The sequence below is a fragment of the Enterobacter sp. SES19 genome (assembly GCF_011765665.1).
Classification (GTDB): Bacteria; Pseudomonadota; Gammaproteobacteria; order Enterobacterales; family Enterobacteriaceae; genus Enterobacter; species Enterobacter pseudoroggenkampii.
In genome coordinates this window covers 1,479,726-1,497,998 of the sequence record NZ_CP050320.1, presented here as the reverse complement: position 1 = coordinate 1,497,998, position 18,273 = coordinate 1,479,726, and the positions used below count along the sequence as shown (strand labels likewise).

Below are 18,273 nucleotides of genomic sequence, written 5' to 3'. Positions count from 1 at the left end.
CCATGACCTCGTTTAGAGTGGCCTCCACTTTAAATGGTTAATATCAAGTTCTTTTATGAAGATAAACGAGTATATATGATCATTTCACGTAATGTTGATTACTTTGAGCTACTCCTAGATAAGACCCGCAATCATAATGGTGTTATTAATGCGGATAATCTGGATATAGAAAAAATTAAAAATGCCTTTGAGAGATCACATGACATACGTAAATTTGAGATTGGTCTTTATTGGCAGCGTTCTGGATACATATTAGGTTTTTTATCAGTGCTTGCTGCTGCGATTGCTTATTGCTTTTCTGTGTATTTCAAAGAAACAACAACTGAAAGCACTAAGTTTATCATGATATTAACAATGACTTGTTTAGCGGTTATCGGAGTATCATTATGTAACTTTTGGCGACGTATAATCAAGGCTAGCAAGTACTGGCAAGAAAACTGGGAATATAATATTGATATGCTTGAACCCTTTGTATCTGGTAATCTTCATAAAATTCACTTCTATAAGACAGACAAACAATATAATAGATTCTCAATTAATGAAGTTGTATTGTCAATATGCAACCGCATTAATATTATATTATACATGATCGTTTTTTTCGTTTTCGCATTGATCATAAATGAACTTTTCCCTTTTAATAAAGAATTTCCAATATCAAAAGCGACTATTTATCTTGTAGGTTCGCCTCTACTTTTAATTTACTTGTTAATTGAATTTGTTGGCTTAGCTATTTTTCGTAAATCGGATAAATTTAGACCGAGGAGTAGAATTATTTCCAAAGATCAATTAAAAGTTACGATTGATAAAATTAACTGTTCAAAAGGTTAATTTATACTAATAGCATGGTTTATTTGTATAGCCATTTATCACTTGGGTAATCATCGGAATATTGCCTCTTTAAATGGCTGTATAATGTCTTCACTGCCCTTATGGTTGTTTCTAGTTCAGGGTTGACGGTTAGCTGCTGGAAGTAAGCAGCCTCATCATTTTGTAGTTCTAAGTAGCAGTACATATCAATAGTTTCTTTTTTATATGTACCATGTAGTTCTAGTACCAAACCACTATCGCCATCAGTTTCTACTCTGATTTTGTCTGTAACATATAGAAAGTAAAATGAATCATCTTCGTAAGTCTGAAATTCTGTTCTAAGCATATGTAAATCTTGTTATTAGATTAGTACCGCTACCCCTTCAATGTATTTACTGATAATGCTTAGATGAGGCTGTAAGCAATTAAATTAATACAATGAATCTTTAAGCATCCCTGCCAACTGGCTGGCCTCTCTACTACTCAGTACCGTCCAGTAGGTATTACACTGTTTGGTAAGTACATATAATTGGGATTATTAGCATACAGGTTATGTCCAGTAAAAAAGCCGCATATAAATTGCGGCTTTATCTTCTAATTCATATCTAGTAGTGAATTAGTTATCGAAAATATCTGAATCACCTTTCCTATTATATGCCTGTTCAAACATTTTCTGGATATCACTAACTGGTAAATTGATTTGTGCATCTGATGGTAATTGCTGGTTAGTAATTCCATCATATAATATAACCGTATCTTTATAATCATCGTTAACGGCATATCGCCCATAAATCTTTGTGTATGTAGTCATTTCTATCATCCTCGTGTGTGTTTGATAAGTTTATTATTCCAGACTAAATAAAAAAGTGAACCCCCTTAGAGAAATATTTAATAAAGTCAATACTGGCCGCGTTTCCAGTTAGGTTTCATTAGATATTCCTTTTTGTTAGTAATGCCCTCTGTGGGCGGCTGCGTGTGCGGGTGACTCGTTCAGGTGTGACTCCGTGGCGACTCACAAATACTTTGAATAATTACTTTGATAGTAGCTCTTGGGGTTTTGTTACTTTGACAGTACTGTTACTTGTCTGAGCGAAAGCGAGAAAAAACGCTTGCGGGTTTTTGATGCGATAGCAGAGAAAAACGCAAAGTTACTAACCAATACTACGAGGAGTTCTCGACGAGTAGTATTCGTGACGCAAGTCACAGTTTCATTGAATACTGATAGAGAAAGAAATACATGGAATGAAATGGAATGGATTTCGTATCTCTATACTTAGTTGCCGTATTGACGATAAGACGCGGGTTTCAGGAGCTTTTTTTTGCCGTATTACGGCATGGAACTATGCGTATTAAGGCACAATTAACGCAAACTCTTTAAGTACTCAATCATGTCATCAATATAGTTACCTTGTTTTCGTAGCTCTAATAGTTTATCTACCTCTTTATACGTTAGCGTTCTTTGTCTATGTGCTGGTGCTGGTAGTGCGTCTGGGTGCTCCATCATATACTGCTCTATTCGTTTTGCTGCATCCATGATCGCTGCCCCGTAGTAGCTTATCATACGTTCTTTTACTTGTTTCTTATTCTGTTGTACTTTAATAGCATTGACAGTACTGAATAGTAAATCATTTCGAATTTCATCCTCATTACTCAATACTGTAAACAAATCATATACACTAATTTTATCTCTCACATTAAGTTTAGCTATTGAATCCTTCATAATGTTCTTGATATTTTCACATGGGATATCTTTATATAGCTTGCACTGACTAATTAGTGCCTTTATACTTCTGTTATCAAAACTTGAATATGTTTTGTCATAATAAACACATTGTAAAAGGTTAATTAATACTGGCCTGATGTGTTCCTAGCATTCAGGCTTTTTTCTTAATTATTTCTAACAATACTACGATAACCAGCACGGGAAATGTTACGATTAAACTTAGTATTGAAGTACTGACATAGTTTCTCACCAACAAATGCAGAATTTCGGATATCTTGCTTCTGTTCTTCCAATAATTTTTGGCGTTCGATTTACTTACGTTTGGCTTTAAGAATATTCTCTGATTGTGTTATCCATCGTAAGTTACTTACTTCATTGTTTAGTGGGTTATCGTCAATATGATCTACAACTAATCCCTTGTGTTGCCCTAAGAATGTTTCAGCTACTAAGCGATGTACCTCATGCGTTACTGTTTTCTTACTACCCTTATTAACAACTGATAGTGATACCTTACGATAACCACTGCTTTTACTGATACCACCTTCTAGTACTTTACCATTTTTAGTATTACGTACAGTACCGTAGTTACTTACTTCATAATTTTCATATTGAGTTTGTTTGAAATATTCCATTTTATAAATCCATTTACAAATATGCTAACTAATCCTTGTTAGTACTGCAAAATATTTTTTACGATAGTATCAAACGTTACTTACCCATAATCATGTACTGATTAACTAAGTAAACTAAAGCACCACTTTGTGACTTTGCTTTTCCTTCATCGACAAATTTTTGTAGTGCTAATAGATGTGACTCAGATAAACGTACATTTATTTGTTTCTCTTTTTTATCTTTCATCGAGTGTACCTTGAATATTGCTATACATTTTTCAGAATAAAATGAACCCAAAAAAACCGCCATTGCGATGGGGTTTACTTTAAGCATTTGGAGGATTTTTATCATGGTAGAACGAATGTTCTATATACTATATAGTATCTCATGATTTTTGAACATCCCAAAAACTGCTAATAACTAGTACCGAATTGTGTTCTTTCTACTTTTTATTTATCTTTTAATTTTTGGGGAAACTGCCAGATACGGGCGATAATCCATAAAACCACTATAATTAGTAGGTACAGCATCCAACCAAGTAATAAGTACTGGATGAATCCTGTACCCATGATGATAACGCCAATGATCAGTACTAAAGAAGTGATTAACCAATCTACCATTTGAATACTCCCGTGATGATTATTATAGGAGTGTTTATTGAATTTACTTCACAAATGGTCTGTTATGTAGTTATAACCAGTAATTAATTCTAATATTTTACCTGCTATCTATTGATTCTTTTGCCACTGTATTTCCTTTAGACGTAAAAAAGCCGTAACGGTGTACGGCATTATTTTTCCATTTTGAATAACTACTTTAATGGTTCAAACTGTGTAATAGTACCATCACACCATTCAACTAATGGTAATCCACTTGGATGGTAACCAATGATAGTACCAGTACGATTACCATCATTAACTTTACCACCTAATTCACCATTACTTATATGAATACCAAAGTAATAACCACATTTATCATTAGTACATTGAATACCAAAGTTATCATTCACTGTCATTACTTCACCACATTCAGTATCACCATTACATTTTGGACATTTCATTTCTAACATAGTTATTACCTTTTCTATTGATTGAATTAAAATATATATTGGAGATTACCCTAAACTACCATATCATTCACCCCAACTATTTTACAGCTGGATAGTAATAAAAACAGTTTGAGGTACTTCTATTGTTTTATTCATTTTCATGTGGCAGGCCTAGCCTATGAAGGTAAGAGGCGACCCGATTACGACAGATAAATCATCAAACCACCGCTTGATGAAATTTATTATCCCAAACATTTTTATTTCGGCAAGCATTATTTTTGGGTTGGAATAGGCCGATCCCCCTCCAGGCCTTTATCCATGCGACTTTCAAACACTTAATTTTTTTAATTGAAAATTTCTAAGAACTATAAATTTCAATAGTATTTGAACAGAATGGTATTGATAAGTATATTCCTCAAAAGTATTGCCAAAGTACATAAACAATAAACCCCGATACTTACGGGCTTAGTACTGTTACTCACGAATTATCTGTTCATTAGTAACCATGAGTATATTTTATTTATGAGAGTGAAAATAAGTACAAAAAGCCCCTAGAGGGGCTTAATAAAAATAGTTGGAGCTATAATGTTTAATGTATTTTGAATTTTTCAATAAATTGTTGACGAGTTAACCCTGTCGTTTCGAGTGCACTTGTAATCGCTTTAGGCAATCTACCATTAAATGAAATAGTGTATACCACACCTTCAAAAGCAATCGTTAATTTCTCGTGCTTTCCAGTATTAGGCCAAAATTGTGTACCTTTAATTTCTGGATAACCAACTTCGAAAAGCAAAGTTACAGGAGTATCATACATTGCTACATAGCTTTCTTTTAATTTTCGCAAGTAACCTACTGCCTTTTGGATTTCAGGCATCTTCATTATGATCATTTTCAAGTACTGTTAGTGTCCCCTCTTTCCCTGTATCAAAATCGATATCAAACCGCCAATGTGGTTTTCTATCAACGCCACCAAACACCAAAACTTCAAAACTTCATCATTACCATAATATTTAATTCTTATAGTTATACATTCCTCTGTTTTATCTACCACGATATATTCTATAATTGCATCAATAACTTTTCTGATCTTATCCCTATCATTATCTTCCATATTTATAAAAACAGCCCATTGAATAAGGATGAGAAACTCCATGATATCTACTTCAAAAGAACCTTTTCCTTGCAATGAAACTAATCTTTCTTTCAGTTTCTCTACGGATAAAACAAGTTCCTTTCTCTTGCTATTAATTTCGTTCAAAGAATGACCCAAAGAACTTACATCAGGTGCAATAGCTATTGCAATAACAATATTAGAAATTTGAGTATCTAAATCTTTGATCAAGGTTTCTTTTTTATTGAGTTCTTCTTCTAATACGGTTGTATCAGTACCACTTCTCCTACTTTTATCCATGTAGCCAATTAATAGTGCAATCATAGTACAGTGTTCAACTAATTGTGCTGTGATTGACCAACCTGAACACCCCTTTTGTAGATGTACTCCGTTTGTACAGATGTATCGTGCTTTGCCATGATTCATAAATGAATGCATAGTACCGCCACACTTATTACATTTGAGTATCGATAGACCAGAAAGTAATTTTCTATTATCTACAGAATTTTTTCCGATTTATAGTTGCTTTGTTTTTTTCTTTCTTCCAGTAACAAAAACTCTGCTTCATCTTTACATAACCAAGGATAGTAATTTTCTAATTTATAAGGAATGCCCTTTATAGTTACAATACGTTCACCAATTAAAGCACGGTTATCACGCATTTTTTTAGTACCTGATAGTCCCACTCTTTACCTTTCAGACCATTTGAATACTTCTGATCAAGATATTTTTTTACACTGTATACACCACTGCCGGACAAGAACATATCAATCGCTTCACGTGCAATATTCCAATAAGTAGGATGTTTTTCACCGCTTCGTATTGCGATCCTGAATCATCAATCCAGAATGGGTGGCGACCTACGGATTTTATGTTAACTGGCAATCCATTTTTATGGCGTTCTACTAACGTTTCAACATTACCTAAAGTACGTTGAGACTTAGTTTCTGATTCTTCATTGGCACGACTGAACAGCAATAGTGAAATCATTAATTCTGTTGGTTTTTTGTTCACAGAATCAAGTGTATATACCCGCTTATCCATGCCTGTGACGAGTGTCAAACCTAACTCTAACAATTCAATAAAAAGTTTCTGTGCAGTTGTAACATTCTGTCTTGTAATGTGGTCCAGATTTTCCACATATAGCCAGGAATCAGAGGCAATAGCTCCTTGTTTAACAGCATCTATAAAACCCCTAATTTTCCTGAGTTGGTATTCTTGCCACGAAAGGCACTGACGCCTGGGTCTTCGATCTCATCCATTTCCAGCCCAGCATCAGCCGCATATGCTTTCGCGGCTGCAAGCTGCCTGTTTCTGGTTGTCCCTTTGTCCTGGCGATCTGTTGACCACCTGATGTAGCTATAAAGTTGCGGCATCTATATAATCCCCGGCAAAGTGAGCAACTGATTGTACAAAAAAATGTCTAAGATTGGATTTATATCATTAGGGTGCCCGAAAAACCTGGTGGATTCAGAACGCATCCTGACCGAACTGCGCACCGAGGGCTATGACGTGGTGCCAAGCTACGACAACGCCGATATGGTGATCGTTAACACCTGCGGGTTTATCGACAGCGCGGTTCAGGAGTCACTGGAAGCCATCGGTGAAGCCCTGACGGAAAACGGCAAAGTGATCGTGACCGGCTGTCTGGGCGCGAAAGAAGACCAGATCCGCGAAGTGCACCCGAAGGTGCTGGAGATCACCGGCCCGCACAGCTACGAGCAGGTGCTGCAACATGTTCATCACTACGTGCCAAAACCCAAGCACAACCCGTTCCTCAGCCTCGTGCCGGAACAGGGCGTGAAGCTGACGCCGCGCCACTACGCGTACCTGAAAATTTCCGAAGGCTGCAACCATCGCTGCACCTTCTGCATCATCCCGTCCATGCGTGGCGATCTGGTGAGCCGTCCCATTGGTGAAGTGCTGGCGGAAGCCAAACGTCTGGCCGACGCGGGCGTGAAGGAGCTGCTGGTCATCTCCCAGGACACCTCGGCCTACGGTGTAGACGTTAAACACCGCTCCGGTTTCCACAACGGCGAGCCGGTGAAAACCAGCATGGTGGGCCTGTGTGAGCAGCTGTCCAAACTCGGTATCTGGACGCGTCTGCACTACGTCTACCCGTACCCGCACGTTGACGACGTGATCCCGCTGATGGCGGAAGGCAAAATTCTGCCGTACCTGGATATCCCACTGCAGCACGCCAGCCCGCGCATTCTGAAGCTGATGAAGCGCCCTGGCTCCGTTGACCGCCAGCTGGCGCGCATCAAGCAGTGGCGCGAGATCTGCCCGGATCTGACCCTGCGCTCCACCTTCATCGTCGGCTTCCCGGGTGAAACCGAAGAAGACTTCCAGATGCTGCTCGACTTCCTGAAAGAAGCGCGTCTGGACCGCGTTGGCTGCTTCAAGTACAGCCCGGTAGAAGGCGCAACCGCCAACGAGCTGGCGGACCAGGTGCCGGAAGAGGTGAAAGAAGAGCGCTGGAACCGCTTCATGCAGCTGCAGCAGCAGATCTCTGCTGAGCGTCTGCAGGAAAAAGTGGGCCGCGAGATCATGGTTATCATCGACGAAGTGGATGAAGAAGGCGCGATTGGCCGCAGCATGGCGGACGCCCCTGAAATCGACGGTGCGGTGTACCTGAACGGCGAAACCAGCGTTAAGCCGGGTGATATTATTCGCGTGAAGGTTGAAAACGCGGATGAGTATGACCTGTGGGGTAGCCGGGTTTAATCTCCCCCTCTGTAGTAGGCCGGGTAAGGCGTAGCCGCCACCCGGCACATTTCACAGCACTACCCCTTTATCCTCGGATCCAGCGCGTCGCGCAACCCGTCACCCAGCAGGTTAAACGCCAGCACGGTCAGGAAAATCGCCAGACTTGGGAAGATCGCCACGTGCGGGGCAATCACCATATCTGCCCTCGCCTCGTTCAGCATCGCGCCCCACTCCGGTGTCGGTGGCTGCGCCCCTAACCCCAGAAACGACAGGCTGGCCGCCGAGATAATCGACACGCCGATACGCATGGTGAAATAGACCACGATGGACGACACCGTCCCCGGCAGAATATGGCTGAAGAGAATGGTGGCGTCGCTGGCCCCCATACTGCGGGCCGACTCGATAAAGGTCTGCTGTTTCAGCACCAGCGTGTTGCCGCGCACAAGACGAGCAAACGCCGGAATCGAAAACACCGCGACCGCAATGATGACGTTCGCCATGCCGCTGCCCATGATCGCCACCACGGCAATTGCCAGCAAAATGCCGGGAAAAGCAAACAGCACGTCGCAGATGCGCATGATGATGCGATCCCACCAGCCTTCGTAATACCCGGCAACGAGACCCAGCACGGTACCGATGGCCGCGCCGATCAGCACAGCGAACACCCCGGCGGCAAGCGAGATCTGCGCCCCCACCAGCACGCGGCTAAAGATATCGCGCCCGAGGGAGTCCACGCCGAACCAGTGCAGCATCGACGGTCCGTCGTTCAGACGGTCGTAGTCAAAATAGTTTTCCGCATCAAACGGCGCCACCCACGGCGCAATCACCGCCACCGCAATCAGCAGCAACACAAACAGCCCCGCGGTCATCGCGACCGGCTGACGGCGAAAACGCCGCCAGAATTCAGACCATGGGGTGCGGACGTGGTCCGGTTTTAGACCCGGCATCGCGTTTAAAACGGCCTGACGTCGCCAGTTCAACAATCGCATCTTACTTGTACCTGATGGCCGGGTTAATGGCGGCGTAGAGCACATCCACCACTAAGTTGATAAGAATAAACTCCAGCGAGAAAAGCAGGACTTCCGCCTGAATCACCGGGTAGTCGCGCATCTCGACGGAATCGACCAGCAGGCGTCCCAGCCCCGGCCAGTTGAAGACCTTTTCCACGACGATAGAGCCGCCCAGCAGGAAGCCAAACTGCAGTCCCATCATCGTCACGACCGGGATCATTGCATTGCGGAACCCGTGCTTGAGAATGACCCACTTCTCGCTGACCCCTTTCGCCCGCGCGGTGCGAATATAATCTTCGCTCAGCACGTCAACGAACGAGGCGCGGGTAAAGCGGGCCATCACCGCCGACACGGCAGCTCCCAGCGTCATGGAAGGCAGAATGTAATGCTTCCAGGTATCGGCCCCGACGGTCGGCAGCCAGCCCAGTTCGACGGAGAAGATCTGCATCAGCAGCATCCCCAGCGCGAATGCCGGGAAGGAGATGCCGGTCACCGCCAGCGCCATGCCGAGCTTGTCCGGCCAGCGGTTGCGCCAGACGGCCGCGATAATCCCGGCGCCCAGCCCAAACACGACCGCCCAGCTCATACTGGCAATCGTTAACCAGAACGTCGGCATAAAGCGGCTGGCAATCTCCTCCGACACCGGACGGCGCGATACCATCGAGATACCAAAATCGCCCTGCAGAACGTTGCAAATATAATGGATGAACTGCATATACAGCGGCTGGTCGAGGCCAAGCTGCTTACGCACCAGCTCAATGACGGTGGCATCCGCTTCAGGCCCGGCAACCAGACGCGCCGGATCGCCCGGCAGCATATGGACAAACAGAAACACCAGGACCGCCACAATCAGCAGCGTCGGGATAAGCCCCAGCAGGCGTTTACACACATAATTCAGCATGAGGTTTATTTTAAATCCGCATCGTCAAAGCTAAAGCCCGTATCCGGCATGATGTAGAACCCGGTCAACGCTTTATTATGGGCTGACACCAGTTTCTCCACCACCAGCGGCACCCACGGCGACTCTTTCCAGATGATGTCCTGCGCGTCCTTGTAGAGACGTGCTTTCTCCTCCGGCTTGGTGGTTTTCAGGGCATCGGCCAGGTCTTTATCCACCTGCGGGTTGCTGTAAAACGCGGTGTTGAACAGGGTTGGCGGCCAGTTCTGCGAGGCAAACAGCGGCGACAGCGCCCAGTCTGCTTCACCGGTCGAGGCCGACCAGCCGGTATAGAACATCCGCACGCCGCTCTCTTTCTGCCCTTTGCCCTCCACCTCTGCCGCACGCTGTCCGGCATCCATCGCGGTGACCTGCGCCTTGATGCCGACCTGCGCCAGCTGCTGCTGGGTAAACTGCAGCACCTTCTGAGCGGTACTGTGATTATGCGAGGACCACAGCGTGGTGCTGAAGCCGTTCGGGAAGCCCGCCTCTTTCAGCAGCTCGCGCGCTTTGGCCGGATCGTACGGCCACGGCTGATAGCTTTGCGCATAGGCGATAGCCGGCGGCAGCACGCCGGTGGCCGGAGTGGCATAGCCCGCAAAGGCGACCTTCACCAGCGCCTGACGGTTAATGGCGTAGTTGATGGCCTCACGCACCTTCGGGTTATCGAACGGCTTTTGCGTGACGTTCATGCTGATGTAGCGCTGCATGATCGACGGGCTGGCGACCAGCTCCAGCTTGCTGTTTTTCTGCAGAATGGCGGCCTGCTCATACGGGATCGGGAAGGCAAACTGCGCCTCGCCGGTTTGCAGCATCGCCGCACGGGTGTTGTTGTCCACCACCGGGCGCCAGGTGATGGTATCGAGCTTCGGCAGCCCCTGCTGCCAGTATCCGGCGAATTTCTTCACCTTCACAAAATCGGTCTGGTTCCAGGTGAGCAGCTCGTACGGACCGGTGCCAACAGGGTGGAAGCCGATCTCCTTGCCGTATTTCTTCAGCGCGGCAGGGGAAATCATCGCCGTTGCCGGATGCGCCAGAATATTGATAAACGCGGAGAACGGCTCTTTCAGGGTGATTTTTACCGTTGCCGGGTCGACCACCTCGGTGCTGGCGATATTTTTATACAGGTTATAGCGCTTGAGGCTATTTTCCGGATTGCTGGCACGATCGAGGTTAACCTTCACCGCCTCCGCATTGAAATCTGTCCCATCCTGGAACTTCACGCCGGTCCTGAGCTTGATGGTATACACCAGTCCGTCGTCGGACACGGTGTACCCCTCCGCCAGCACGTTTTTGAGCTTCATCTCTTTATCCAGGCCAAACAGGCCCTGGTAGAACGATTTCGCCACCGCCTGAGAGAGCGTGTCGTTGGCGTCATACGGATCGAGCGTGGTGAAGTTAGAGCCGACGGCAACCACCACATCTTTGGCAGCGAACGCGGGGGCAGCGGCCAGGGCTGCCGTCACGCTCGCGGCTAACAACCATCTACGCGCTACAAATGTAACCATTGTGTTCTCCTGCCTGTTGAAAGTTATAACCGCGAAAAGGCATTGTCCTGACGCGGGGGAGCCACGAAATGCCCCGGACTGACCTCGCGCAGCGTCACGCGCTCCACGGCCTCGCCACGCTTACGAATATTGCTCGGCATTTCATCCTGCAGCAGCACGCGCTGGCCGTGACGATGCGCGGGATCGGCTACCGGGACCGCCGCGATGAGCTTGCGGGTGTACGGGTGCTGTGGGTTCTCAAACACCGCTCTTCGCGGACCAATTTCCACGATTTGCCCCATAAACATCACCGCCACGCGATGGCTGATGCGCTCGACCACCGCCATGTCGTGCGAGATAAACAGAAAGGCAATGCCCATATCCCGCTGTAAATCCAGCAATAAGTTGATGATTTGCGCCCGGATAGAGACATCCAGCGCCGAGACGGACTCATCGGCAATCACCACTTTCGGGTTTAGCGCCAGCGCGCGGGCGATGCAGATACGCTGCCGCTGTCCGCCGGAAAACTCGTGTGGATAACGCCAGGCGTGCTCCGGCTTCAGGCCGACGCGCTCCAGCAGCCAGGCCACGCGACGCTGTGCCGCTTCGCCATCGAGCAGGTTATGTACCCGCAGCGGCTCCATGATCGAATACCCCACCGTATGGCGCGGGTCGAGGGAAGCATACGGATCCTGGAAAATAAACTGAATATCCCGCCGCACCGCCTGCAGCCTGCTGTCCGGAAGGATATCAATGCGCTCACCGTTAAAGGTAATACTGCCTTCCTGTGACTCCACCAGACGGAGCAACGCGCGTCCGGTGGTAGATTTACCGCAGCCGGACTCCCCCACCAGCGCCAGCGTTTCACCCGGCCAGAGATCGAAACTGACGTTTTCCACCGCGTGCACTTCGCGCTTCACCCGGTTCAGTACGCCGCTGCGCAGCGGAAAGCGGGTGACCAAATCGCGCACTTCCAGAATGGGCTTACCCGGCACCACGGTGTCCTGCTCGCGCTCATCCTCCTGCTGCTCAGACGCCTCGAGAGAAATCAGGGGGAAGCGGCGCGGCAAATCGCTACCGTTCATCGCCCCCAGACGCGGAACCGCCGCCAGCAGGGCTTTGGTGTAAGGATGCACGGGCGCGTGAAAAATCTGCTCAACCGTGCCGGTTTCCACCGCGCTGCCCTTGTGCATCACCAGTACGCGATCGGCGATATCGGCGACCACGCCCATATCGTGGGTGATGAAAATCACCCCCATCTCCATCTCCTGCTGCAGGACTTTGATGAGCTGCAGGATCTGCGCCTGAATCGTCACGTCCAGCGCCGTCGTTGGTTCGTCGGCAATCAGCACTGCGGGACGGCAGGAGAGCGCCATGGCAATCATCACCCGCTGGCGCATGCCGCCGGAAAGCTGATGCGGATAGCGCCCCAGAATGGCCTGCGCCTCCGGAATGCGCACCAGCTCCAGCATCCGTCGGGCCTCTTTGAGCGCTTCATCGCCGCTCAGCCCCTGATGCAGACGGATGGACTCGGCAATTTGCTCCCCGACCGGGAACACCGGGTTCAGGGAGGTCATCGGCTCCTGAAAGATCATCGCAATGTCCGCCCCGCGCACGCCCTGCATCTGCGCGCCGCTCAGCTCGTTTAAATCAATGACCTGACGGTTACGGCGGCGCAGCAGCATTTTCTCGCTGCTGATTTGCCCGCCCGTCTGTTCCAGCAGGCGCATCAGCGCCAGCGCGGTGACCGATTTCCCGGAGCCGGATTCGCCAACAATCGCCAGTGTCTCGCCGCGCCTGAGCGAAAACGATAAATTCTGTACTGCGGGGATGAACTGCCGCTCTTCCTGAAACGCAATATTCAGCTGATGGACAGCCAGCACTTCGCGGTTGTCCAGCTCTTCACTGTGCGGCACGCGCTGCCCCCTTATTCACGATAGATCCCCGTGCTCGGTTCATCACCGGCATAACCCCAGGCGCGATACATGCCTTCGCTGTTGAACGGCAGTGCCACGTTGCCCTCATGATCCACCGCAATGAGTCCGCCGACGCCGCCCAGGGCAGGCAGTTTTTCCATCACCACGCGCTCGCAGGCCTCGCTCAGGCTTAAGCCGCCGTAATCCATCAGCGCGGTGATGTCGTAGGCCGCGAGGGCGCGAATAAACACTTCCCCGGTTCCGGTACACGACACCGCCGCCGTCGCGTTATTGGCATAGCAGCCAGCGCCTGGCAGCGGGCTGTCGCCGACGCGTCCGGGCAGCTTGTTGGTCATCCCGCCCGTTGACGTCGCCGCCGCGAGGTTTCCGGCCTTATCCAGCGCCACCGCGCCGACCGTGCCCATTTTGGTGGTTTCATCAAGCGGCGCACTGTGGTCAAGCTGCGTCATGCCCGCCGAACGGGCTTCCAGCAGCTGCTGATAGCGCGCTTCCGTGGAAAACAGATCCGGCGATACCGGCTCCATTCCGTGTTCGAAGGCAAACCTCTCCGCCCCCGCGCCCGTCAGCAGCACGTGCGGGCTCTCTTCCATCACCAGACGCGCGGCCAGCACCGGGTTACGCAGGTGGCTGACGCCTGCCACGGCCCCCGCTTTCAGGGTGACGCCGTCCATCACGCAGGCATCCAGCTCGTGCGTTTCATCCCGGGTAAAGACCGAACCGATCCCCGCATTAAATAACGGGCACTCTTCCAGCAGGCGCACCGCCTCGGTGACCACGTCCAGCGCGCTTTCGCCCGCTTCCAGCATTCTCTGGCCCGTTTCCACAATGGCGTACAGCGCGTCGATGTAACGTTTTTCCTGCTCAGGCGTGAGCTGTGCTCGGGTGATTGCCCCGGCCCCGCCATGAATTGCGATTACCGCCTTAACCATTCGCATCACCCGTTAGCCTGTTTTGCGGCTTTTTCTATAAATATCATTATCGTCGACGAAACTTCAGATGATTTTTGAATATAGAAAGACGTAACAGTGATGTAAAGCGTGCCCCCTTCGGTCATACAGTTAGCCGCACTTTTCTGCCATAATGGACGCTTTCGTTGTTACTCCGCAGGAGCCCACCATGGATTTTACCGCCGGATTGATGCCGCTTGAGACGGCACTCACGCAGATGCTTGACCGAGTTTCCCCGCTGCATGACGTTGAGACGCTGCCCCTCGTGCGCTGTTTTGGCCGTATTGCCGCGCGCGATATCGTCTCTCCGCTTAACGTGCCGGGGTTTGATAACTCCGCGATGGACGGTTACGCGGTACGCCTGGCGGATCTCCAGACGGGTAACGCCCTGCCGGTGGCGGGTAAAGCCTTTGCGGGTCAGCCGTTTAGCGGTGAATGGCCTGCGGGCACCTGCGTGCGCATTATGACCGGCGCACCGGTTCCGGCAGGCTGCGACGCCGTGGTGATGCAGGAAGAGACCGAACAGACCGACGACGGCGTGCATTTTACCGCGAGCGTCAAAGCGGGCCAGAACATCCGCCGTACCGGCGAGGACATTACCCTCGGCGCGACGGTCTTTGCCGCCGGACAGAAGCTGACGGTGGCGGAGCTGCCGGTCCTGGCCTCGCTCGGCATCGCGGACATCGACGTTATCCGTAAAGTGCGCGTTGCCGTTTTCTCCACCGGCGACGAGCTGCAGCTTCCGGGCCAGCCGCTGCAGGACGGCCAGATTTACGATACCAACCGCCTGGCGGTACACCTGATGCTGGAGCAGCTGGGCTGCGAAGTGATTAACCTCGGCATCATTCCTGACGATCCGGAAAAACTGCGCGCCGCGTTTATCGAGGCGGATAACGCAGCCGACGTGGTCATCAGCTCCGGCGGCGTCTCCGTGGGCGAAGCGGATTACACCAAAACCATCCTCGAGGAACTGGGTGAAATCGGCTTCTGGAAGCTGGCGATCAAGCCGGGCAAACCGTTCGCGTTTGGCAAGCTTTCACACAGCTGGTTCTGCGGCCTGCCGGGTAACCCGGTCTCGGCGGCACTCACCTTCTACCAGTTGGTGATCCCGCTGCTGGCGAAGCTTTCCGGCAACACGGCCAGCCCGCTGCCGGAACGCCAGCGCGTTCGTGCCGCCACGCGCCTGAAAAAATCACCGGGCCGCCTCGATTTCCAGCGCGGCATTCTGGCGCGCAACGCGGACGGCGAGCTCGAAGTGAGCACCACCGGGCACCAGGGCTCGCACATTTTCAGCTCCTTCAGCCAGGGCAACTGCTTTATCGTGCTGGAGCGCGAGCGCGGTAACGTGGAAGCAGGCGAGTGGGTTGAGGTCGAGCGCTTTAACCACCTGTTCGGAGGCTGACATGACGGTGGAGCTGAGCGACCAGGAGATGATGCGCTACAACCGCCAGATTGTGCTGCGCGGGTTTGACTTCGAGGGTCAGGAAGCGCTTAAGGCGGCAAACGTGCTGGTTGTCGGTCTGGGCGGTCTGGGCTGCGCCGCCGCGCAGTATCTTGCCGCAGCGGGCGTGGGAAAGATGACGCTGCTGGATTTCGATACCGTATCGGTCTCGAACCTGCAGCGCCAGACGCTGCACAGCGACGCGACGGTGGGCCAGCCGAAAGTGGAATCCGCCAGGGCTGCGCTGGCGCGCATCAACCCCCACGTTCAGTTCACGTTGATTGACGCAATGCTGGATGACGACGCGCTCTCCGCGCAGATTGCCCGGCACGACCTGGTGCTGGACTGCACCGATAACGTCACCGTCCGCAACCAGCTCAACGCGGGCTGTTTTGCCCACAAAACCCCGCTGGTCTCCGGCGCGGCGATCCGCATGGAGGGGCAAATCAGCGTCTTCACGTACGCCGAGGGTGAACCCTGCTACCGCTGCCTGAGCCGTCTGTTTGGCGAGAATGCGCTGACCTGCGTTGAGGCGGGCGTGATGGCGCCGCTCGTCGGCGTGATTGGCTCATTGCAGGCAATGGAAGCGATCAAAGTGCTGGCGAATTACGGCACGCCCGCAGCGGGGAAAATCGTGATGTATGACGCGATGACCTGCCAGTTCCGCGATATGAAGCTGATGCGTAACCCGGGGTGTGAGGTTTGCGGAGGGTAAACCCTGCTGCGGCCTGATGCCCTCACCCCGGCCCTCTCCCACAGGGAGAGGGAGAAAACCGTAGGTCGGGTAAGCGTTAGCGCCACCCGGCAACCGCGTCAGATCGACGTCCTTCCAAACGCCCCCTGCCAGTCCTGCTCAAACTTCACAATCGCCGCATCCACTGCCGGAGAGGTAATAAACTGCTGCGCCACGTCCAGCGGCAGCGTGATGGACTCGCACCCTGCCAGCAGGCAGTCCAGCGCCTGACGCGGGGTTTTAAAGCTCGCGGCCAGCACCTTTGACTGTGGGGCATGCAGCGTCAGCAACTGCTGTAATTCCACAACGGTCTGGATCCCGTCCCCGCCCTGCGCGTCCACGCGGTTAACGTAAGGCGCCACATACTCTGCACCCGCCAGCGCGGAGAGCATCCCCTGCGCGGCACCATAAACCGCCGTGCCCAGCGTCGGGATCCCTTCCGCTTTCAGCATCTTGATTGCCGCCAGCCCCTCTGCGGTCACCGGCACTTTCACCACCAGATCGTTGATGATAGCGCGCAGCTTACGCGCGTCCTCCACCATCCCTTCGGCGGTGGTCGCCATCACCTGGGCGAACAGACGACCTTTGCCGCCCAGCGCGTCGTGTAGCGCCGGCAGCAGTTCGTCGAGCGGCGTTTTACCGGCCGCAACGATGCTTGGGTTGGTGGTCACGCCCGCCAGCGGGAAGATACGCGCCAGCTTTTTGACTGCCGCAACGTCAGATGTGTCGAGATAAAGTTCCATGATGTCACCCTCAAAATTAGCCTGCACTTACCCTATCACGACAAAACCTGCTCAAGAGTTGACCTGCATCAAGATAACTTTCATTCGAAAGTCATTTAATCTTCATATGCAAGATGAGAGGCAAAATCATGATCTTCAATATTCAGCGTTACTCTACCCACGATGGCCCCGGCATTCGAACCGTGGTGTTCCTGAAAAGCTGCTCGCTGGGCTGTCGCTGGTGCCAGAATCCGGAAAGCCGCTCCCGCAGCCGGGACGTGCTGTTTGATGCACGCCTGTGCCTGGACGGCTGCGACCTGTGCCAGCAGGCGGCACCGGGCTGTATCGAACGCGCGCTGAACGGGCTGGTCATTCATCGTGAGAAATTAAGTGAAGAGACGCTTAATGCCCTGACCGACTGCTGCCCGACGCAGGCGCTGACCGTCTGCGGTGAAGAGCAGCAGGTCGAGGAGATCATGGCGACCGTACTGCGCGATAAACCCTTCTACGACCGCAGCGGCGGCGGGATCACCCTCTCCGGCGGCGAGCCGTTTATGAACCCCGAGCTGGCACAGGCCCTGTTTAAAGCCAGCCATGACCAGGGTATCCACACCGCCGTCGAAACCTGCCTTCACGTGCCGTGGCACTATATCGAGCCGTCATTACCTTACGTCGATCTGTTCCTCGCCGACCTGAAGCACGTCGACGGTGACGTGTTCAAACAGTGGACGGACGGTTCGGCTAAGCGCATCCTGGACAACCTGAAACGCCTGGCCGCTGCCGGGAAAAAAATCACCATCCGCGTGCCGCTGATCCAGGGCTTTAACGCCGATGAAGCCTCCATCACCGCCATCACCAACTTCGCCGCCGACGAACTCGGCGTCGACGATATTCATTTTCTGCCGTATCACACGCTGGGCATGAACAAATACACCCTGCTCGGCCAACCCTACTCTGCCCCTGACAAACCGCTGGATAACCCTGCCCTGCTGGACTTCGCGCAGCAGTACGCCTGCCAGAAAGGGTTAACCGCGACCTTACGAGGATAA

23 protein-coding genes are annotated in these 18,273 nt (G+C 50.8%); 5 read left to right on the top strand and 18 right to left on the bottom strand.

Translation table 11 applies throughout. The features are described from left to right. Positions 1–75 precede the first annotated feature (75 nt). Positions 76–828, top strand: coding sequence for a hypothetical protein (locus GXP72_RS07045; protein ID WP_090417616.1), 753 nt, complete (start codon positions 76–78; stop codon positions 826–828). A gap of 19 nt (positions 829–847) precedes the next feature. Here GXP72_RS07045 and GXP72_RS07040 read toward each other — a convergent pair whose 3' ends face one another. The 12 genes from GXP72_RS07040 to GXP72_RS22565 all read right to left on the bottom strand — a co-directional run bounded on the left by GXP72_RS07040 (position 848) and on the right by GXP72_RS22565 (position 6,677). Continuing rightward, positions 848–1,153: a hypothetical protein gene (locus GXP72_RS07040; protein WP_090417618.1), complete on the bottom strand. Its 306-nt coding sequence runs from the start codon at positions 1,151–1,153 to the stop codon at positions 848–850. A gap of 270 nt (positions 1,154–1,423) precedes the next feature. Next, a complete protein-coding gene (locus GXP72_RS07035; protein ID WP_090417620.1) occupies positions 1,424–1,618 on the bottom strand; it encodes a hypothetical protein in 195 nt (64 codons plus the stop codon). Between the two features lie 549 nt (positions 1,619–2,167). Further along, complete coding sequence (locus tag GXP72_RS07030; RefSeq protein ID WP_090417622.1) at positions 2,168–2,527, bottom strand: hypothetical protein; 360 nt, start codon at positions 2,525–2,527, stop codon at positions 2,168–2,170. Positions 2,528–2,841: 314 nt separating this feature from the next. After that, positions 2,842–3,162, bottom strand: a complete 321-nt coding sequence (locus tag GXP72_RS07025) for an HNH endonuclease signature motif containing protein (protein WP_090417624.1) — start codon at positions 3,160–3,162, stop codon at positions 2,842–2,844. A gap of 76 nt (positions 3,163–3,238) precedes the next feature. Beyond that, the gene (locus tag GXP72_RS07020; protein ID WP_175557786.1) at positions 3,239–3,388 is read right to left on the bottom strand and encodes a hypothetical protein; all 150 of its coding nucleotides are present in this window, start codon (positions 3,386–3,388) and stop codon (positions 3,239–3,241) included. A gap of 203 nt (positions 3,389–3,591) precedes the next feature. Continuing rightward, positions 3,592–3,762 carry a hypothetical protein gene (locus GXP72_RS07015; RefSeq protein WP_153257551.1) on the bottom strand — a complete coding sequence of 57 codons (171 nt, stop codon included), beginning with the start codon at positions 3,760–3,762 and terminating at the stop codon, positions 3,592–3,594. A gap of 191 nt (positions 3,763–3,953) precedes the next feature. Further along, positions 3,954–4,211, bottom strand: a complete 258-nt coding sequence (locus GXP72_RS07010) for a hypothetical protein (protein ID WP_139210883.1) — start codon at positions 4,209–4,211, stop codon at positions 3,954–3,956. Positions 4,212–4,779: 568 nt separating this feature from the next. Beyond that, positions 4,780–5,070 carry a hypothetical protein gene (locus tag GXP72_RS22585; RefSeq protein WP_244319944.1) on the bottom strand — a complete coding sequence of 97 codons (291 nt, stop codon included), beginning with the start codon at positions 5,068–5,070 and terminating at the stop codon, positions 4,780–4,782. Between the two features lie 21 nt (positions 5,071–5,091). Continuing rightward, complete coding sequence (locus tag GXP72_RS22580) at positions 5,092–5,739, bottom strand: hypothetical protein (RefSeq protein ID WP_244319943.1); 648 nt, start codon at positions 5,737–5,739, stop codon at positions 5,092–5,094. 59 nt (positions 5,740–5,798) lie between these two features. Then, positions 5,799–5,963 carry a hypothetical protein gene (locus tag GXP72_RS22575; protein WP_228117513.1) on the bottom strand — a complete coding sequence of 55 codons (165 nt, stop codon included), beginning with the start codon at positions 5,961–5,963 and terminating at the stop codon, positions 5,799–5,801. Between the two features lie 70 nt (positions 5,964–6,033). Continuing rightward, a complete protein-coding gene (locus GXP72_RS22570) occupies positions 6,034–6,441 on the bottom strand; it encodes a hypothetical protein (protein ID WP_228117514.1) in 408 nt (135 codons plus the stop codon). A 44-nt stretch (positions 6,442–6,485) separates the two neighbouring features. Next, on the bottom strand, positions 6,486–6,677 hold the full coding sequence (locus GXP72_RS22565) for a recombinase family protein (RefSeq protein ID WP_228117515.1): 192 nt from the start codon (positions 6,675–6,677) through the stop codon (positions 6,486–6,488). Between the two features lie 43 nt (positions 6,678–6,720). Here GXP72_RS22565 and rimO point away from each other — a divergent pair, with 43 nt between their 5' ends. Beyond that, positions 6,721–8,028, top strand: coding sequence for a 30S ribosomal protein S12 methylthiotransferase RimO (rimO, locus tag GXP72_RS07000; RefSeq protein WP_090417628.1), 1,308 nt, complete (start codon positions 6,721–6,723; stop codon positions 8,026–8,028). Between the two features lie 59 nt (positions 8,029–8,087). Here the strand turns inward: rimO and gsiD are convergent, their stop codons facing one another. Genes gsiD through iaaA form a run of 5 tightly spaced genes read right to left on the bottom strand, consistent with a single transcriptional unit; the run spans position 8,088 to position 14,310 of the window. Then, a complete protein-coding gene (gsiD, locus tag GXP72_RS06995; protein ID WP_024908682.1) occupies positions 8,088–8,999 on the bottom strand; it encodes a glutathione ABC transporter permease GsiD in 912 nt (303 codons plus the stop codon). A 1-nt stretch (position 9,000) separates the two neighbouring features. Next, positions 9,001–9,921: a glutathione ABC transporter permease GsiC gene (gene gsiC / locus GXP72_RS06990; RefSeq protein ID WP_208763652.1), complete on the bottom strand. Its 921-nt coding sequence runs from the start codon at positions 9,919–9,921 to the stop codon at positions 9,001–9,003. Positions 9,922–9,926: 5 nt separating this feature from the next. Further along, a complete protein-coding gene (gsiB, locus tag GXP72_RS06985; RefSeq protein ID WP_048990344.1) occupies positions 9,927–11,465 on the bottom strand; it encodes a glutathione ABC transporter substrate-binding protein GsiB in 1,539 nt (512 codons plus the stop codon). Between the two features lie 23 nt (positions 11,466–11,488). Beyond that, positions 11,489–13,360 carry a glutathione ABC transporter ATP-binding protein GsiA gene (gsiA, locus tag GXP72_RS06980; RefSeq protein ID WP_208763651.1) on the bottom strand — a complete coding sequence of 624 codons (1,872 nt, stop codon included), beginning with the start codon at positions 13,358–13,360 and terminating at the stop codon, positions 11,489–11,491. Between the two features lie 11 nt (positions 13,361–13,371). Further along, positions 13,372–14,310 (bottom strand): beta-aspartyl-peptidase, encoded by a 939-nt coding sequence (gene iaaA / locus GXP72_RS06975; protein ID WP_032649358.1) that lies wholly within the window; start codon positions 14,308–14,310, stop codon positions 13,372–13,374. A gap of 187 nt (positions 14,311–14,497) precedes the next feature. Here iaaA and moeA point away from each other — a divergent pair, with 187 nt between their 5' ends. Both moeA and moeB read left to right on the top strand, forming a co-directional pair. Beyond that, on the top strand, positions 14,498–15,730 hold the full coding sequence (moeA, locus tag GXP72_RS06970; RefSeq protein ID WP_208763650.1) for a molybdopterin molybdotransferase MoeA: 1,233 nt from the start codon (positions 14,498–14,500) through the stop codon (positions 15,728–15,730). Between the two features lies 1 nt (position 15,731). Continuing rightward, positions 15,732–16,484 carry a molybdopterin-synthase adenylyltransferase MoeB gene (gene moeB / locus GXP72_RS06965; protein ID WP_208763649.1) on the top strand — a complete coding sequence of 251 codons (753 nt, stop codon included), beginning with the start codon at positions 15,732–15,734 and terminating at the stop codon, positions 16,482–16,484. A 98-nt stretch (positions 16,485–16,582) separates the two neighbouring features. On the opposite strand, the gene fsa is transcribed toward moeB, so the two are convergent. Beyond that, the gene (gene fsa / locus GXP72_RS06960; RefSeq protein WP_023326972.1) at positions 16,583–17,245 is read right to left on the bottom strand and encodes a fructose-6-phosphate aldolase; all 663 of its coding nucleotides are present in this window, start codon (positions 17,243–17,245) and stop codon (positions 16,583–16,585) included. A gap of 128 nt (positions 17,246–17,373) precedes the next feature. Here fsa and GXP72_RS06955 point away from each other — a divergent pair, with 128 nt between their 5' ends. Further along, the gene (locus GXP72_RS06955; protein WP_208763648.1) at positions 17,374–18,273 is read left to right on the top strand and encodes a glycyl-radical enzyme activating protein; all 900 of its coding nucleotides are present in this window, start codon (positions 17,374–17,376) and stop codon (positions 18,271–18,273) included.

What these genes read in the sequence shown, in the direction of transcription:
- GXP72_RS07045 (WP_090417616.1), top strand. Translation starts at nt 76, where the DNA reads ATGATCATTTCACGTAATGTTGATTACTTTGAGCTACTCCTAGATAAG.
- iaaA (WP_032649358.1), bottom strand. Translation starts at nt 14,310, where the DNA reads ATGGTTAAGGCGGTAATCGCAATTCATGGCGGGGCCGGGGCAATCACC.
- GXP72_RS22580 (WP_244319943.1), bottom strand. Translation starts at nt 5,739, where the DNA reads ATGCATTCATTTATGAATCATGGCAAAGCACGATACATCTGTACAAAC.
- GXP72_RS07035 (WP_090417620.1), bottom strand. Translation starts at nt 1,618, where the DNA reads ATGACTACATACACAAAGATTTATGGGCGATATGCCGTTAACGATGAT.
- gsiB (WP_048990344.1), bottom strand. Translation starts at nt 11,465, where the DNA reads ATGGTTACATTTGTAGCGCGTAGATGGTTGTTAGCCGCGAGCGTGACG.
- GXP72_RS07030 (WP_090417622.1), bottom strand. Translation starts at nt 2,527, where the DNA reads ATGAAGGATTCAATAGCTAAACTTAATGTGAGAGATAAAATTAGTGTA.
- GXP72_RS07025 (WP_090417624.1), bottom strand. Translation starts at nt 3,162, where the DNA reads ATGGAATATTTCAAACAAACTCAATATGAAAATTATGAAGTAAGTAAC.
- moeB (WP_208763649.1), top strand. Translation starts at nt 15,732, where the DNA reads ATGACGGTGGAGCTGAGCGACCAGGAGATGATGCGCTACAACCGCCAG.
- moeA (WP_208763650.1), top strand. Translation starts at nt 14,498, where the DNA reads ATGGATTTTACCGCCGGATTGATGCCGCTTGAGACGGCACTCACGCAG.
- gsiD (WP_024908682.1), bottom strand. Translation starts at nt 8,999, where the DNA reads ATGCGATTGTTGAACTGGCGACGTCAGGCCGTTTTAAACGCGATGCCG.
- GXP72_RS22565 (WP_228117515.1), bottom strand. Translation starts at nt 6,677, where the DNA reads ATGCCGCAACTTTATAGCTACATCAGGTGGTCAACAGATCGCCAGGAC.
- GXP72_RS07015 (WP_153257551.1), bottom strand. Translation starts at nt 3,762, where the DNA reads ATGGTAGATTGGTTAATCACTTCTTTAGTACTGATCATTGGCGTTATC.
- GXP72_RS22575 (WP_228117513.1), bottom strand. Translation starts at nt 5,963, where the DNA reads ATGCGTGATAACCGTGCTTTAATTGGTGAACGTATTGTAACTATAAAG.
- GXP72_RS07020 (WP_175557786.1), bottom strand. Translation starts at nt 3,388, where the DNA reads ATGAAAGATAAAAAAGAGAAACAAATAAATGTACGTTTATCTGAGTCA.
- GXP72_RS22585 (WP_244319944.1), bottom strand. Translation starts at nt 5,070, where the DNA reads ATGAAGATGCCTGAAATCCAAAAGGCAGTAGGTTACTTGCGAAAATTA.
- GXP72_RS07010 (WP_139210883.1), bottom strand. Translation starts at nt 4,211, where the DNA reads ATGTTAGAAATGAAATGTCCAAAATGTAATGGTGATACTGAATGTGGT.
- GXP72_RS07040 (WP_090417618.1), bottom strand. Translation starts at nt 1,153, where the DNA reads ATGCTTAGAACAGAATTTCAGACTTACGAAGATGATTCATTTTACTTT.
- fsa (WP_023326972.1), bottom strand. Translation starts at nt 17,245, where the DNA reads ATGGAACTTTATCTCGACACATCTGACGTTGCGGCAGTCAAAAAGCTG.
- rimO (WP_090417628.1), top strand. Translation starts at nt 6,721, where the DNA reads ATGTCTAAGATTGGATTTATATCATTAGGGTGCCCGAAAAACCTGGTG.
- gsiC (WP_208763652.1), bottom strand. Translation starts at nt 9,921, where the DNA reads ATGCTGAATTATGTGTGTAAACGCCTGCTGGGGCTTATCCCGACGCTG.
- GXP72_RS06955 (WP_208763648.1), top strand. Translation starts at nt 17,374, where the DNA reads ATGATCTTCAATATTCAGCGTTACTCTACCCACGATGGCCCCGGCATT.